General features: G+C 46.1%; 16 protein-coding genes. 7 read left to right on the top strand and 9 right to left on the bottom strand.

Annotated features, from left to right (window positions below; all coding sequences use genetic code 11):
- Window positions 1-81: 81 nt before the first annotated feature.
- Complete coding sequence (locus tag QUA23_RS02005) at window positions 82-1,593, top strand: B12-binding domain-containing radical SAM protein (RefSeq protein WP_333075732.1); 1,512 nt, start codon at window positions 82-84, stop codon at window positions 1,591-1,593.
- On the opposite strand, the gene QUA23_RS02000 is transcribed toward QUA23_RS02005, so the two are convergent.
- The 3 genes from QUA23_RS02000 to QUA23_RS01990 all read right to left on the bottom strand — a co-directional run bounded on the left by QUA23_RS02000 (window position 1,563) and on the right by QUA23_RS01990 (window position 4,455).
- Complete coding sequence (locus tag QUA23_RS02000) at window positions 1,563-2,465, bottom strand: Npun_R2479 family HD domain-containing metalloprotein (RefSeq protein ID WP_333075731.1); 903 nt, start codon at window positions 2,463-2,465, stop codon at window positions 1,563-1,565. The two genes, QUA23_RS02005 and QUA23_RS02000, sit on opposite strands and share 31 nt — an antisense overlap.
- Window positions 2,466-2,631: 166 nt before the next feature.
- Window positions 2,632-3,885: a 2-oxoglutarate and iron-dependent oxygenase domain-containing protein gene (locus QUA23_RS01995; RefSeq protein ID WP_333075730.1), complete on the bottom strand. Its 1,254-nt coding sequence runs from the start codon at window positions 3,883-3,885 to the stop codon at window positions 2,632-2,634.
- Window positions 3,886-3,915: 30 nt separating this feature from the next.
- Window positions 3,916-4,455, bottom strand: a complete 540-nt coding sequence (locus tag QUA23_RS01990) for a hypothetical protein (protein ID WP_333075729.1) — start codon at window positions 4,453-4,455, stop codon at window positions 3,916-3,918.
- Between the two features lie 41 nt (window positions 4,456-4,496).
- On the opposite strand from QUA23_RS01990, the gene QUA23_RS01985 reads away from it, so the two are divergent.
- A complete protein-coding gene (locus tag QUA23_RS01985) occupies window positions 4,497-4,751 on the top strand; it encodes a GNAT family N-acetyltransferase (protein WP_333075727.1) in 255 nt (84 codons plus the stop codon).
- Here the strand turns inward: QUA23_RS01985 and QUA23_RS01980 are convergent.
- Both QUA23_RS01980 and QUA23_RS01975 read right to left on the bottom strand, forming a co-directional pair.
- Window positions 4,745-5,149: a carboxymuconolactone decarboxylase family protein gene (locus QUA23_RS01980; RefSeq protein WP_333075726.1), complete on the bottom strand. Its 405-nt coding sequence runs from the start codon at window positions 5,147-5,149 to the stop codon at window positions 4,745-4,747. The genes QUA23_RS01985 and QUA23_RS01980 overlap by 7 nt on opposite strands.
- 84 nt (window positions 5,150-5,233) lie before the next feature.
- Complete coding sequence (locus QUA23_RS01975; protein ID WP_333075725.1) at window positions 5,234-5,836, bottom strand: carbonic anhydrase; 603 nt, start codon at window positions 5,834-5,836, stop codon at window positions 5,234-5,236.
- Window positions 5,837-6,148: 312 nt separating this feature from the next.
- On the opposite strand from QUA23_RS01975, the gene QUA23_RS01970 reads away from it, so the two are divergent.
- The 5 genes from QUA23_RS01970 to QUA23_RS01950 all read left to right on the top strand — a co-directional run bounded on the left by QUA23_RS01970 (window position 6,149) and on the right by QUA23_RS01950 (window position 10,152).
- Window positions 6,149-6,310, top strand: a complete 162-nt coding sequence (locus QUA23_RS01970; protein WP_333075767.1) for an FAD/NAD(P)-binding protein — start codon at window positions 6,149-6,151, stop codon at window positions 6,308-6,310.
- A 283-nt stretch (window positions 6,311-6,593) separates the two neighbouring features.
- Window positions 6,594-7,571 (top strand): sulfurtransferase, encoded by a 978-nt coding sequence (locus tag QUA23_RS01965; protein ID WP_333075723.1) that lies wholly within the window; start codon window positions 6,594-6,596, stop codon window positions 7,569-7,571.
- Window positions 7,572-7,758: 187 nt separating this feature from the next.
- On the top strand, window positions 7,759-8,967 hold the full coding sequence (locus QUA23_RS01960) for a YeeE/YedE family protein (RefSeq protein ID WP_333075722.1): 1,209 nt from the start codon (window positions 7,759-7,761) through the stop codon (window positions 8,965-8,967).
- A gap of 24 nt (window positions 8,968-8,991) precedes the next feature.
- Window positions 8,992-9,741 carry a sulfite exporter TauE/SafE family protein gene (locus tag QUA23_RS01955; protein WP_333035546.1) on the top strand — a complete coding sequence of 250 codons (750 nt, stop codon included), beginning with the start codon at window positions 8,992-8,994 and terminating at the stop codon, window positions 9,739-9,741.
- A gap of 138 nt (window positions 9,742-9,879) precedes the next feature.
- Complete coding sequence (locus tag QUA23_RS01950) at window positions 9,880-10,152, top strand: acyl-CoA dehydrogenase family protein (protein ID WP_333075720.1); 273 nt, start codon at window positions 9,880-9,882, stop codon at window positions 10,150-10,152.
- A 103-nt stretch (window positions 10,153-10,255) separates the two neighbouring features.
- Here QUA23_RS01950 and ssuC read toward each other — a convergent pair whose 3' ends face one another.
- The 4 genes from ssuC to metX all read right to left on the bottom strand — a co-directional run bounded on the left by ssuC (window position 10,256) and on the right by metX (window position 14,655).
- Window positions 10,256-11,041, bottom strand: a complete 786-nt coding sequence (gene ssuC, locus QUA23_RS01945) for an aliphatic sulfonate ABC transporter permease SsuC (RefSeq protein WP_333035550.1) — start codon at window positions 11,039-11,041, stop codon at window positions 10,256-10,258.
- Window positions 11,038-12,219 (bottom strand): FMNH2-dependent alkanesulfonate monooxygenase, encoded by a 1,182-nt coding sequence (ssuD, locus tag QUA23_RS01940; protein ID WP_333075719.1) that lies wholly within the window; start codon window positions 12,217-12,219, stop codon window positions 11,038-11,040. Before ssuD ends, ssuC begins: the two co-directional genes overlap by 4 nt.
- 22 nt (window positions 12,220-12,241) lie before the next feature.
- Complete coding sequence (locus QUA23_RS01935; RefSeq protein ID WP_333110282.1) at window positions 12,242-13,324, bottom strand: sulfonate ABC transporter substrate-binding protein; 1,083 nt, start codon at window positions 13,322-13,324, stop codon at window positions 12,242-12,244.
- A gap of 275 nt (window positions 13,325-13,599) precedes the next feature.
- Complete coding sequence (metX, locus tag QUA23_RS01930; protein ID WP_333075717.1) at window positions 13,600-14,655, bottom strand: homoserine O-acetyltransferase MetX; 1,056 nt, start codon at window positions 14,653-14,655, stop codon at window positions 13,600-13,602.
- Window positions 14,656-14,658 lie beyond the last annotated feature (3 nt).

The following is a 14,658-nucleotide window of genomic DNA, read 5'->3' as shown; positions in this document are numbered from 1 at the left end:
TAGGGAAAAACTCAACTCAAATTCTACTGATTAGTAGTTTAATATTGATTAATGCCTTGGCAAAGAAACACAAAAAAAAACATGGAATTTGTAGATGTTTTGCTAGTTCATCCACCCTATCATCGCAGAGCAGGTAGCGGCATCATTCCCCCGATCGGTCTTGCTTACATTGCATCGTGTCTGGAAGCGCAAGGATTTTCCGTTGCGATCCTAGATTGTGCCTTAGACTGCGGCTCGCAAAGTCCTGTAGGCCTCGAAAAATTCCAACAGTATCTTAATAAAAAACTAGAGAATATTACCCCTTTAAAATGTGTGGGTGTTGGACCAACAACCACGCCGGCTCTTAAATCGATCTATGTTTTAGCCAAAGCACTAAAAAAACAATATCCGAAAATACCTATTGTGTATGGCGGCCCTTTTGCTTCTATGCCCAGCCAAACACCTATTTTCTTCGATCTGTTGGAGGCGACAGCGATAATCCGCGGTGACGGAGAAGAAGCTTTTCCTCTTCTAGTCAATGCTTTACACGCAGGCAATATGGGAATTTCGATACCAGGTGTGTCTTGGCATAGAGAGGAAGTTGCATCGATCGCATTGGTTGAAGATGTCGATCGAATCCCTTTTCCAGCAAGACATTTACTAGAAAATCATCGCTATCGCCCTTCTTTACGCAGAAACGTATTTGATGGCTCCATCACACCGATCTATTCCTCTCGCGGATGCCCCTATCACTGCAACTTTTGTGTTTCGCCTATGTTGCGCGGGAATCAAGTTGCGCGTCGCAGCTTAGATGGGCTCTTTGCTGAAATGAGAGAATGTGTTGAACGTTTTCAAATTACTGGATTTATTTTTTATGATGATTGTCTGTTTGTGAAATCTATAACATTAAATCAAGAAGTTCAGAAATTTTGTAATTTATTAATCGCAGAAGTAGGTGAGATTAAATGGGAGATGGATTTGAGATGTGATGCCGTTGCAGCCTTAGATTCTCAAAGCCTGCGCAGTCTGTATAACTCAGGTTGCCGTCAAATCAATATGGGAATTGAAAAAGGTTCCGATCGCCAACTCAAAAGTCTGAACAAGCATTTAACAACTGCGATCGTTATCGCAGCTTGTGAAAATGTCAAGAGTACAGTACCCGATATGCGGCTGGCAGGAACTTTTATTTTAGGAGGACCGGATGAGACAGCATCGGATATTGAAACAACTATGGCATTTGCCAAATACCTAAATTTAGATTTTGCTCATTTCTACCCTTTAGAAATCTACCCGGGAACGCCATTTTTCGATCGAGTTTGCGAGCGGGGAGAGCCACCTACTGCCTGGGCCGAGCGAATGCTTAAAGATAGTAAAAACTATTGGGGGGAAATTCTTTATGAAACCAAAGAGTTACCAAGCGAGCGCCTTTTGGAGCTGACGCATCAGGCTTACAATGAGTTCTATAACCGCACTGAATGGCTCGATCGTTTTGCTGCGACGACCAGCTTGGAAGTTCGTTATACGGCTAAAGCCGTGGTAGAAAGATGGTGTCAAGATCGATTTCATCTGTCTTTTGATGAAGCTCAAATCATTGCTGCTGCTGTTGAAAATTGAACCCCTTTAGACTGCAAGCTAATAGTTTGGGAAAGAAGATGGCTAGCGTGTTCTACCCGAAATACATTGGCGTAGAGGTTAGCAATAATCTGTTTGCCAGATTGTGTTACCTCTAAGTAGCGCAGGGCGGATTTAATATAGGGAGAGACAACGTTCCAGAAAAAAGCTGGGTAGTTCTTCCGCAAATCAGCAGGAGAGTGATAACCAAAAGCCTTGTTAGCACCAGTTTCTTCAAACTCGTAAAATAAGGCAGGAATTTTTTGTAAGTAGCGGGGATCGGCAAGTTGACCGATTAAATCGGCCGCTCTTACTAAACCAGGATAGTTGTTGGTATCTGAATGTTCTTCATCTGTTGGTACCGGGAAACGGGTTAGCTCAATATTGCGCTTCAAAGCTTCGCGATCGATCGGGTGAATATCGCTGAATCGTTCCTCAATAAAGAGTTTTCCTCGATCTACATGAAAGGGAGTTAAGGAGGCATCAGTCGAATCAAAAGGTAAATAGATAGTAGTGTCCCCTACACCTGTAGCATAGGCTCCTTCTGAAGGCCTGTCTTGCCGGCAAATTCCCCTAACGTAGCCTATATCGTGGCACAGCAAAGAGACGATCGCGTTCAACCAATCTTTACAGGAAACATTACCTTCAAGCATCTGCTTGCCTAGTAAAATTTCCTGCCCTGCCAGCGTTACTAAAACGGTATGTTCTACATTGTGATAGGGTGCGTCACTGTTGGCAATCATTTCCAAAGCCATATTGCCAGCCCAACCAAGGATCTCCATACAATCGGGGCTAAGACTGCCGTAAGTCTGGCGATAACCGTGTTGCAACCTTTCAATGCAAGTATTAACCATCGCTTCTGTAGGATTAAACATCTCGCTACCCCTTAGTAATTACTTAGATCGACTCATCAGTTGGGGAAAGCAACATTGGTTAACCATGCTTCCCACATCTCTAGAATGCAGGATGTATTTAGGCTGGATGGTTCAGTGCTTGGTTCAGTATTTGGTTCAGTGTTTAGTTCAGTGCGATCGGGGAGTGTTAAAAAACTTCCTGGCGCAATTGGGGAAAAACCTTTGCAACTTTGTTGAGGACATAATCGCCGTAAGTGCCGCGAAACTCGTGAACGCTGGCTTTGTCCCAACGTTCGTTTTTGTTATCATCGACGATCGCTCCCTTGATTTCGATCGGGTGGAGTTCAGCATTGAAATTGGGATCGAAGAAGAAGGGAAATGAGAGGCGAGATCGTGCTGACACATTCTTGACTCGATGGGGAGTAGAGCGATAAAGTCCACCTGTGAGGCGATCGAGCATATCGCCAATGTTACAAACAAAGGAGTTGGCGATCGGCGGCGCATCAATCCAGCCCGATCGTGTCTTTACTTGCAACCCACCTAAATCATCCTGCTTGAGAATCGTGAGCAAACCGTAATCGGTATGCTCTCCCACTCCCCAGGATTGCCCTTGCAGATTGCTTTGTGGTGGGTAGTTGAAGATGCGAAATAAAATCAGGGGATCTGTCGTATAGCGATCGCGGAAGTAAGATGCTTCTAAGTTCAAACTCAGGGCAATTCCAGCCATTACTGCGTGACCCAGTTGGGTCATGACTGCTAGATACTCCAGCACTGTTTCGCGAAACTGGGGAATCTGTGGAAACAGATTGGCTCCAAACATGGGAATACCTGCTTGAACAGCGGGATGGGTTTGATTCAATTCCGAGCCAAAATAAATTCCTTCTTTCAAATCTGGTTTACTATTCGTCAGTTCACCTCCAACCGGAAAGTAGCCGCGCCATGCCCGACCTCCCAGCGCCATCCGAATTTGCATTTTGGTTTCTAAATCTAGAGCAAAAAACTGACGGCTCAGTTGCTCCAAACGGTTTTGCAAGCCTTGGTCTACACCATGCTCGACAATGTAAAAAAAACCTGTGTCGCGGCAAGCTTGTCGGATTTGGTTTGCAACAGTATCTAGGCGATTACCCGATACCAACGAACTGATATCGATAACGGGAATCTGAGAAATCTCTACTGTCGATCGAGTTGTCATATAGCTAAAATCAGAAATTGCTCTAGATATACCCACTAATAACTCTGTATCGCAAGCTGTTAGTATCAGATTGGCATTGCAAATCATTCGAGTCATGGGTTCATAATTATCAATCGGTCTTCTCTCTCCTAAAGTCGAAGCTCGATAAAGTTCAATAACTGCATCAATATCCAAGTCATTTCTTAGCTGATATCCAATCATGATTTTGATGTTCAGCAGATAGTATAAAATTATACTTATCTCAGACATTCGACTTTGGATAAATTCTGGTTCGTGTAGCTAGAGCGATGCTTTCATTTCATCAATCATCGTCACTAGCTTATAGTCCCCATCCTCATAAAGCTGAGTGGTACGGACTCTGTGATTGCCATCAACGAGTGCAATCAATTCGTTATAGTACGTCTTCGTAGTTTGCAATGTGCGACTGCCCCGGTAGACAATGATATCGTCGGTCACTGCCCAAGCGATACCAGAAAATGCCGTCGCCTTCTCGCCACCTAATGTGTACACTTCGTCGGTGAGCGGAAACACCAGCACACCATCACGGAAATCACCGTAGTATTTAGCGACGACTTCTCTCGGTGTACCAATACGAACGGTATTCGTTTGAACATACTGCGCTCCCTCAATTTCGATTTCGACGCGCACTAGATGTTCATCGATCAACTCCCCTGCTTTGGTGACTCGCTTTGCGGTTCCTTCCCACCTGCCGCAGTTGTGCAAAAATGCCAGCGGTACTTTGTGAGCATCGTAGGTGATTGTGGGGATGGATTGTGCAGACTCAGGGAAGAGTGGATTTGTTTGGTCAGATCTAACCATGAGACACTCCTAGTTATTCAGATCGGCAAATTAAAAAACTTTTGCTAGTCCCAAGAACTAGCGTTCATGTTTTGTATGTAAATGGTACACCAGCGGGATACATTGAACTAGCGAACCATCAGGAAGGTAGTGCGGCACGCTTTTACTCAACGGAGATTGTTTACTTTGGTTTGAAACCGGACTACATTGGTCGAGGTTTAGGCAAGCATTTACTCAGCCACGGCATAGCCTGCGCTTGGAATAAAGGCACTCAATGCTTGTGGGTTCATACTTGCAATCTGGACGCTCCTCATTGAGGTGATTGTAATTTGAATTGTTCGTCCACCGGAATTTGATAGCCATTTGCCAGTCGGTTCGTAGCGTTTGCGGTTGCCACGATCGCCATCAGTTCCCCAAATATGGCATCATCCATTCCCTTGGCTCGCGCTGCGGCTGTATGAGATGAAATGCAGTATGGGCAACCATTTGTAACGCTGACAGCAATGTAGATTAACTCGCGGGTGAGGGGATCGAGTTCTCCCGGACCCGTCATCACCTCCTTCACATTCTGCCAGGTACGTTGCAGGGTAGGCGGATGGTTGGCGATCGCTTTCCAAAAGTTGTTGATGTACTCGGTTTTGCGTGTCGCGCGAATGTCGTCATAGACTGCCCGTACTTCCTCATTTGCGTCTTCGTATTCAATCAAATGGCTCATAGTTGCAATAATGGTGAGAGCGTGAAAAGCACTAATTCATAGTTGAGACAACCGCAAAGCATTCTGCATTTTTGCGATCGTTTATTACGATGACGCGATAGCTGGAACTGTTGCTCGACCGACTTCAGTTGCGCTGGGAACTTCAATCAATTGCCCTGTTTTCACATCGTAAATAAAGCCATAAATCGGAATGGTGGGTGGCACAAGGGGATGGTTGCGAATTCGTTTGACATCCACAAACACGCTTTCTGCCAAATCTTTGAAGGTTAACCAATCGACAAATTCACCTTCTGTCGAACCTGAACCCTGCCCTACATCTCGCCAACCATTTTCGTCGATTACAGCGGTTTCCAGGCTGTTTGTCAATAGTTCTCGGATGATGCTGTCGGTAAAGAGTTGCATTCCACAATCCGTATGGTGAATGACGAACCATTCACGAGTTCCCAATAGCTTGTAAGAGATTACGAGCGATCGAATTGCGTCATCGCTTGCCCGTCCTCCAGCATTACGAATGACATGGGCATCCCCTTCTGCCAGCCCAGCACATTTTGCTGGATCGAGGCGAGCGTCCATGCAGGTTAGAATGGCAAAGCGACGACCAGGAGGTAGGGGCAAATTGCTTTTGTTGCCAAAGGTCGCAGCATATTCCTGGTTAGCAGACAGCACTTCTTGCAGAATTTGACTCATGCTTGAATTTTCCCAAATTGTTGAATTATGATGGCAAGCAATGTTAAAATACTGTATCTCAGTAAGTAAACCGTATTTTACCACTATTACCGTTATTAAATTGTTCCTATAGATATCTTTTGCATCTTGAGGGCAGTGATGGCAGCCCACGACCATATTCTGCAAGCGATCGGCAAAACACCGTCGATTTGGGGTGTAGGTCAGTTAATGACTGTGACAACTTCAAATACTGAGAAGCCGAACTCTTCTATTTGATGTTGATATGGTTCCGACAATACTGATGATTTCTGATACTCCAACAACGATCGCGCGATCGTCGGTGCTGGCTTCAGTGGTTCTCTAGTAGCGACTCGCCTGTTAAAAACAGCTAACCGCGCCTTGCTAATCAAGCTGATTGAGCGCCATGGCATATTGGCAAGGGAGTTGCCCATACCACCACCAACAGTCGAGTTGGTCTTTTTAACCATCCATTGATCTTGAGTGTGCTTTGCTGTAAGATAAAATTCAGCTATACTACGGTAAACCAATCGAGTTATAGTATAAACTGCGTAAGTCCTAATTAAACCAGACATTTAGCAAGGAATTGAGGAGGCGAATCATGAGCAAGTGGCTTGCCATTGCCAGACGTAGGTTACTGCTATTTTTGATTTCTGGGGTGTTTCTAACGAACTGCCCCCTGCCTCCTGCCTTCTTTTGACGTTAATGAATGTTGGGTTATTGACTTGTTGATGGCATCTGATTAAGGAGATTTATAGTTATGAATTTGAGATTTTTGCGGGGAATCTGGAAAAGATCCCTCAAGCCCTCTGTTTTGGTAATAGTGGCGATCGCAACCTTTCTGGGAGTTTCACTATTCTCGATTTCACCGCTGACTGCAACCCCCAGTGCCAAAATTCAATTTGTTTCTCCCAATTGGGTAGCAGCCAACGCAAAAGATCCAAATTTGCGAATTTTGGATGTGCGAAATGCGCCTCTGGAGTATATTGGAGGCCATGTTCCAAACGCAGTACACATTGCAGATACTGCATTTCGTGGCCCCGACGGATTTTTGCCCGTGCAGTATTGGGATACCCAGAAATTAGCTTCGCTCTTTTCTCGATCGGGTGTTAGCAGTAACAGTCGCGTTCTCGTTTATTCCGATGCACGAGATATTTTGGGAGCGACAATGGTTGCCTATTTACTAGAGCGATCGGGAGTAAAAGATATTGCAGTCTTAGATGGGGGATATACAGGATACAAAGCCTCTGGGCAACCTGTTGTTAAGGAATATCCCAAATACAAATTTACACAGTTTGCGGTTCAAGATAATCCCTCACTTCGCGTTAACCTTCAACAGGTTGGAGAATTAATTGGTAAACCAGGTGTTGTTTTTATCGATCCTAGACCAGGTGATTTATTCCGAGGTGAGAAAGATATCTGGGTACGCAACGGGCACATTCCTGGTGCGAAAAATATTCCCTGGCCTGCGTTTACGGAAGCCGAAAACTCTCAGGAGGAGCTCAAAAACCCTCATCAGTTGAAGTCACTGGATGAGATTCGCAAAATCCTGGCGGACAAGAAGATTAAGCCTTCAGATGATGTGATTGTGTCATGCAGCACTGGGCGTGAAGCAACATTACAGTATGTTGTGCTAAAACATCTTTTGGGATATCCTAAAGTTCGGATCTACGACGGTTCTTGGACTGAGTACAGTACGTCTAATTTGCCAGTTGAAACTGGGCCGGAAAAAGTTTAGTTATTGGGTGCTAAGCAGTTCAACATTTAAAGGTGTAATGTATGAAAGTTTTGATTTCATCACTTGTTGTTTTTGCTACTGTGGCAGTAATATTTGGGTTGGATTTTGTACCGCTAAGTCAACCCGCTTTAGGCAGTTGCGATCCGCCCCCGGAACAACCGAAGAGCCCACCTAAAAAGTAGTAAAAATGAGTTCATCAGTTTCTGGTGAGCCGTTATGGGCTCCTTTTCGTCCCGATCGCTTGATAATTGCGATCGCCTTAGCACTTTTTACTGTTGGGGCAATTACACTCACTCGTTATGGTTGGCAGCAAAGCCTATTGTTCTTGATTGGTGGGTTGCTGGGGCTAACACTTTACCATTCTAGCTTTGGCTTTGCCAGTGCCTACCGCAAGTTACTTGTGCATAGAGACGCGCGGGGAGCGATCGCACAAATTATCATGCTGGCGATCGCTACCGTTCTGTTTGCGCCGACTCTGGCAGCCGGAACCGTATTTGGGCAGCAAGTGCGGGGTGCTGTTTCTCCTGTAGGCGTTCAAGGGGCGATCGGCGCCTTCGTGTTTGGGATTGGGATGCAGCTTGGGGGGGCCTGCGGTTGTGGTACTTTGTATACCGTTGGTTCTGGCAGTCTCACTCTGCTGGTGACGCTGGTGACATTTTGCATTGGGGCATTTGCAGCTAGCTTAACCCGACAGTTGTGGGTGAATTTGCCTGCTTTGCCGGCGATTTCTTTGGCAGATAATCTTGGCTGGTTTTGGGCAGTGGTTTTGCAACTAACAATTTTCGCTGCTTTGTTTGTTGCCCTCCAGCGCATTTTCCCTTCTGCAAAAGCTCTTTCTTCTCCTCCCCTAACTTCTTCCCCTCCGCTTTTCCCCTCTTCGCTAACTCAGCTAATTTACGGCCCTTGGTCGCTACTCACAGGTGCGATCGCGCTGTCACTCCTCAACTGGCTGACGCTGATCGTGTCTGGCCAACCCTGGCGGATTACCTGGGGCTTTGCGCTGTGGGCGGCCCAGATTGCATCGTTTTTGGGGTGGGACTCCACCAGCAGCCCATTTTGGAAGACTGCAAACGCTCAGGCTGCTCTCGCGAATGGCGTGTTTGCAGATGCCAGTTCGGTGATGAATGGTGGGATCGTTCTAGGATCGCTGCTGGCTGCAGGGTTAGCAGGGCGATGGGTTCCAACTTTTAGGCCTTCCAAACAGATTCTAGCGGCGGCGATATTAGGTGGCTTACTGATGGGCTACAGTGCATTTCTTGCCTACGGTTGCAATGTGAGTGGGTTCTTTGGGGCGATCGCGTCTACCAGTTTGCACGGCTGGCTGTGGATTGTGGCTGCACTCCTGGGAACTGCGATCGGGGTGCGGTTACGACCTTTGTTTCGGCTACCCAATTAGCGTAAGGGAACTTATAGAACCTATATGGTTTCCCTTCAACTACTGATCCTGATTACAGTTTTTTTAGCGACCAGCACGATCAGCGTGATTACAGGCAGCACCTCCTTAATTACGGTGCCTGTAATGTTGCAGATGGGCATTGCACCGCGCACGGCTTTAGCCACTAATATGCTGGCACTCACGTTTATGAGTATTGGTGCAACGTTACCGTTTCTGAAGCAACAGACGATTAATCTAAGACGCTTGCCTCTCTTGATTGGGCTGACTCTGATTGGCTCAATTCTAGGAGCAGGATTAGTCCTGGTAATACCGTCAAAGTCCTTACCGCAGATTGTTTCGGCTGCCATGATTGCGGTTGCTGTTTTCTCGATCGCGAATCATCGAGGTGGCGTTCTTCCGGCAGCCGATCGCCCATCACGGGCAGCCCAACTACTCGGTTATGTGGCAACGTTTGGGCTGGGTATCTATGGTGGTTTTTTCAGTGGCGGGTACGTCACCTTGCTAACGGCTGCCTATGTGGCGCTCTTTCGGATGACTTTTGTGGAAGCGATCGCTACAACCAAGCTGGTGAATATCTTTTCCTCGCTCGTTGCAACGGGGGTTTTCACAGCGGCTGGCATCGTTGATTATCGATTGGGCATCATCTTAGGTATTGCCATGTTTATTGGGGGCATCATCGGCTCACAGGTGGCTCTCAAACTTAGCAATCGCTGGTTACGTCGGATTTTTTTGGCGACTGTTGTAATCCTCGCCGTCAAAACCATGATGGGATAAAAAATTCCTAGTCTTCGCTCTCACGGTCGTGAGTTTCATAGACCTGTTGGCTAAAAAGCTCAAAATCCGACTCACAGGCAGTGAGCGCCTCCAAAGCCGTGGAGTAGCCAGGAGGTGCAATAGGAGAAAACATTCAGCATGGATCGTGTATTAGGACTGGAGATCATTGAAGTTGTGGAGCAGGCAGCGATCGCAACAGCAAAGGTTGCTGCCACAAAAACAGGTTTAGATGTGACAAGTCGCATTTTTGAAGTGATGGGGGCGCATGCTACCACCAGTAAATATGGTTTCGATCGCTACTGGCGTAATCTGAGAACGTTTACGCTACATGATTCTGTTGACTATAAAATTTACGAGCTGGGTAACTGGGTATTCAACGATCATCTCCCCAATCCCAGCTTTTATACGTAAAAAACACTAACTGAGCAGATCGTGAAGGACAGCATTTCTAGAGAAAATAAGAAAGAAAAAGGGGACACTCTCATTTTTCTTTCTTATTCCTGCTTTTTTATAGCTAAGCGGGCTGATAATTGGGATGCCAAGCCAGCCATTTCTTTTCTAACTTTCTGGCGATCGCATCTGCAAACTTACCCAACAAAGCATACATAATAATGCTCAACACCACAACATCAGTTTGCAAGAACTCGCGAGCATTCATTGCCATGTAACCAATACCAGAATCCGCAGCAATTGTTTCTGCGACAATCAGCGTCAGCCACATAATCCCCAAAGAATATCGCACGCCTACCAAAATTGAAGGCAAAGCCCCAGGCAGAATAACTTGCCACAAAAGAGATGTAGGACTCAAACCATAGACTTTTCCCATTTCAATCAATCCGGCATCGACGCTGCGGATGCCATGAAATGTATTGATATACATTGGGAAAAACACACCCAAAGCCACCAAAAATAACCGAGCTACATCGCCAATTCCAAACCATAAAATTACTAGGGGAATTAAGGCGAGGTGGGGAACATTACGAACCATTTGTACAGAAGTATCTAGCAGCTTTTCTGCGATTGGAGAAAGACCGTTGAGGAAACCAAGAGTTAAACCAATTCCTCCGCCGATGATGAAACCAACGACGGCACGCCAAGCACTAATTCCGATATGGTGAAACAGTTCCCCGGTAATTGCCAATCTAACTCCTGCACTTAAAACACCTGTTGGTGCGGGTAAAACTCTTGTCGAAAGCCAACCCACCTGCACTAAAAGTTGCCAGCTAACAATCAGCACAATCGGTACAATCCAGGGAATCACCTGCTGAAAATAGGGGTTTTTGAGCCATTTTTTGTTCATGATGCGCTCGTAGGAATAACTTGTTTTTGTTGGAGAAACTTATCGTTGGCAACAATTTCGCCAAAAGGACTAAACATTTGCGGTTGATTTGCAGGTGGTTGGTTCTTCAACGGCAAGCGGGGGAATAGCAATTCAGCGACTCGATACGCTTCTTCTAAGTGGGGATAACCGGAAAAAATGAAAGTTTCAATTCCCAATTCGCAATATTCCAACATTCGTGCAACAACGGTATCGGGATCTCCCACTAAGGCAGTACCGGCCCCGCCTCTTACTAACCCAATTCCAGCCCACAAATTGGGGCTAATTTCTAGAGCTTCGCGGTTGCCTGCGTGCAGTTCTGTCATCCGCTTTTGCCCTTCAGAGTCCATTCTGGCATAAGCTTTTTGGGCGGCTGCGATCGCATCTTCATCGACATATTTAATCAACCGATTTGCGTCCTCCCAAGCTTCGCTTTCAGTTTCGCGCACAATGACATGAAGGCGAATCCCAAACCGCACAGTTCTACCCTGTTCTGCTGCTAATTTTTTCACAGCTTCAATTTTTTTTGCCACTTGTTGTGGCGGTTCTCCCCAAGTCAGATAGACATCAATATGCTTAGCCGCAATTTGTTGTGCTATGGGCGATGAACCGCCAAACCACAAGGGAGGATGGGGAGTTTGTACAGGTGGGAAGAGAACTTTACCGCCGTTAATTTGGAGATATTCACCGCTAAAATCGACTTCTTTCTCTCGCACGTCATTGGAGTTACTACCTTCAAGCATCGCTCTCCAAACTGTCAAGAATTCATCCGTTAATTCATAACGAGCATCGTGACTGAGATGCACTCCATCTCCTGCTAATTCTACCGGATCGCCGCCTGTCACCACATTAATCAATAAGCGTCCGTTAGATAACCGGTCAAACGTTGCTGCCATCCGTGCTGCTACGCCAGGAGACATTAATCCCGGACGAATTGCAACTAAAAAACGCATTTTTTCCGTTACAGACATTAGAGATGAAGCTACTACCCATGCGTCTTCGCATGAGCGTCCAGTCGGCAGCAGAGCACCCGTAAATCCTAAATGGTCAACGGCTTGGGCGATTTGCTTTAAGTAGGAAAAACTGCAAGCTCTCCCTCCAATTCCTGAAGCTAAATAATGTCCGTCTCCGTGAGTCGGTATAAACCAAAATAATTCCATTTTCCTTGGTTTCCATCACTATTTATTGTTTAGTTACCTGAGCCACTTCGCTAATTTTTACCTGTTTGGGAAGCAGCTTCAAATCCACGAAAGTATCAGCAACTTTTTGCTGGTAAGTAACGACTTCCTCCGTAATTAGCTGCACACCGTAAGGCCGTCTCCGTGAGATTTCTTCTAAAGTTGGAACATCAATACCAAGCTCAGGAGACAGCAGTTTTGCCACTTCAGTTGGTTGAGCTGCAGCCCATTCATCTACTTTTTGAAGTTCCTCTAAAATTGCCTTAATTCGGTCTGGATATTGCTCGTTAAAAGGTTTGGCAGCTAGATAGAATTCCCGATTAGCTACAAGCCCTTCTCCATCCTTAAGAACGCGAGATTCTGTAGCTCGTTTCGCTACGGTAAAAAACGGGTCCCAAATTGCCCAAGCATCAGCACTACCTTGTTCAAAAGCTGCCCGCCCATCTGCTGGGGGCAGATAAATAGGCTGAATGTCGCTATATTTTAATCCGGCTGCTTTTAATGCTTCTACCACTAGGTATTGCACATTTGAACCCTTATTAAATACAACTTTTTTGCCTTTTAACTCAGCCACATCTTGAATGGGAGAATCTTTCGCTACTAAGATAGCTTCGCCTTTAGGATTAGGAGGTTCGTTAGCAACATATACCAATGGTGCGCCAGCGGCCTGTGCGAAAATAGGCGGCGCTTCTCCTGTATGGCCAAAGTCAATACTGCCTGCATTCAAAGCTTCTAGTAATTGAGGCCCGGCAGGAAATTGAAGCCACTGTACAGATGTGTTTTGGGAGGCCAGACGTTTCTCTAAACTTCCCCGTGATTTAAGGATACTTAGAGTTCCATATTTTTGATAGCCGATCCGAATTACATTGCTCTGTTGTGCGTTAGAACTGGCCACCGATGTGGCAGTAGAAGTTGGGGCAGTAGTTGAATTTGTTTGCTGAGTAGGAGCACAGGCTGAAACTGTCAAACTCAAACTGAAGCCAACTGCAAAAAGCAAAGCAAAGGTTTGGAGCGAACTATGCTTTAGTTTGCTCCAAAAATGTCTCAATCTAGCTGGAAATGGGATTTCTCTCAATGGGGTTAACACTGTCCCCTCCTAAATTTCAAGTATTGAAAACTAAGAAACGCAATATCCATGCAAAAGCTGAGCTAATCATTATTGACTAACAAAATACGATAAATCGATCGATCTGCCGTAGTTAATTCTAACAAGCTCCTATTATTCCACAGATGGCTTTAAAAATGCAAGCACATTCTGTAGATTTTTGTTAGTATTACTTCTCTACTTGCTTACTTGATTAATATTCGCGGGCAATATATCAGTTGCACCCGCAGGAGAAAAAGTAGCATCTAGAACTGCTGCTATCTGTATAAAAACCTGACGACCAAACTGTTGAGAACATCCATATCAATCAGGAAGGCATCATGGCCATGAGGAGAGTCCAGCCATTGTAGTTCTGCATTGGGAATCAGGGCTGCCAGTTCTTCCTGCTCAACGGGTGGATATAGGATGTCCGAATTAATAGCGACAATCAGGGCGGGCTGCTGAATACTGCTCAAAACCGTGTGATAATCCCGATCGGGACGGGTTAGATCGTGGCTGTCCATAGCATGGGTCAACGTGATGTAGGTATTGGCATCAAACCGTTCCACCAATTTTTTGCCCTGGTAACGCATATAATCCACGATCGCAAATGACTCAGTAACGCGATCGGACTTAACCTGTCGTCCGAAGCGAGCTGAAAAATTAGCCCAGGAACGATACGTACTCATGGCAATCATGCGGGCCACAGCCAGCCCCCGATCCGGTTGTTGTTTCGCGCTATAGTAACCATTCTGCCAGTTAGGGTCAGTATAAATAGCCTGCCGTTGGGTTTCGCCCAAGCCAATGCACCAAGCCGAGTGGCGACTGGGGGCGGCAATGACCGCGATCGCCCGGACTCGATCGGGATAAAGCAATGCCCACTCCAGCACTTGCATACCACCCAGAGAACCACCAATCGCTAATTGTAGCGATCGCACGCCCAAGGCTTCCAGTAAAACCCCTTGCAACCGCACCATATCCCGAATCGTAATCCCAGGAAAGGTTGGGCCATAAGCTGCCCCTGTTTTAGGATTGATGGAGGTCGGCCCAGTTGTTCCATAACAACTACCCAGTATATTGCTGCAAATAATAAAACTGCGATCGGGATCTAACGCCCGTCCCGGCCCTAAAAGGGGTTCCCACCAGATATCCACATCTGCCCAACCAGTTAGAGCATGACAAACCAGCACAGCATTATCTCCAGCCCCATTGAGCTGTCCCCAAGTCCGATAGGCCACCTGAACTCCAATCAAATCTTTACCAGACTCCAGCTCAAAGGGTTCTGGGAGCTGATAAAACTGGCTTTGGGGAGAAATGAAATGCTGATAATTCATCTG

This window comes from Microcoleus sp. Pol1C5, assembly GCF_036701115.1.
Lineage (GTDB): Bacteria > Cyanobacteriota > Cyanobacteriia > Cyanobacteriales > Microcoleaceae > Microcoleus.
The sequence above is the reverse complement of the archived record's forward strand: the minus strand, read 5'-3'. Positions and strand labels throughout refer to the sequence as shown.

Coding starts and splice junctions, on each gene's coding strand:
- QUA23_RS02005 (WP_333075732.1), top strand. CDS start 82: ATGGAATTTGTAGATGTTTTGCTAGTTCATCCACCCTATCATCGCAGA.
- QUA23_RS02000 (WP_333075731.1), bottom strand. CDS start 2,465: ATGTTTAATCCTACAGAAGCGATGGTTAATACTTGCATTGAAAGGTTG.
- QUA23_RS01995 (WP_333075730.1), bottom strand. CDS start 3,885: ATGTCTGAGATAAGTATAATTTTATACTATCTGCTGAACATCAAAATC.
- QUA23_RS01990 (WP_333075729.1), bottom strand. CDS start 4,455: ATGGTTAGATCTGACCAAACAAATCCACTCTTCCCTGAGTCTGCACAA.
- QUA23_RS01980 (WP_333075726.1), bottom strand. CDS start 5,149: ATGAGCCATTTGATTGAATACGAAGACGCAAATGAGGAAGTACGGGCA.
- QUA23_RS01975 (WP_333075725.1), bottom strand. CDS start 5,836: ATGAGTCAAATTCTGCAAGAAGTGCTGTCTGCTAACCAGGAATATGCT.
- QUA23_RS01965 (WP_333075723.1), top strand. CDS start 6,594: ATGAATTTGAGATTTTTGCGGGGAATCTGGAAAAGATCCCTCAAGCCC.
- QUA23_RS01960 (WP_333075722.1), top strand. CDS start 7,759: ATGAGTTCATCAGTTTCTGGTGAGCCGTTATGGGCTCCTTTTCGTCCC.
- QUA23_RS01955 (WP_333035546.1), top strand. CDS start 8,992: ATGGTTTCCCTTCAACTACTGATCCTGATTACAGTTTTTTTAGCGACC.
- QUA23_RS01950 (WP_333075720.1), top strand. CDS start 9,880: ATGGATCGTGTATTAGGACTGGAGATCATTGAAGTTGTGGAGCAGGCA.
- ssuC (WP_333035550.1), bottom strand. CDS start 11,041: ATGAACAAAAAATGGCTCAAAAACCCCTATTTTCAGCAGGTGATTCCC.
- ssuD (WP_333075719.1), bottom strand. CDS start 12,219: ATGGAATTATTTTGGTTTATACCGACTCACGGAGACGGACATTATTTA.
- metX (WP_333075717.1), bottom strand. CDS start 14,655: ATGAATTATCAGCATTTCATTTCTCCCCAAAGCCAGTTTTATCAGCTC.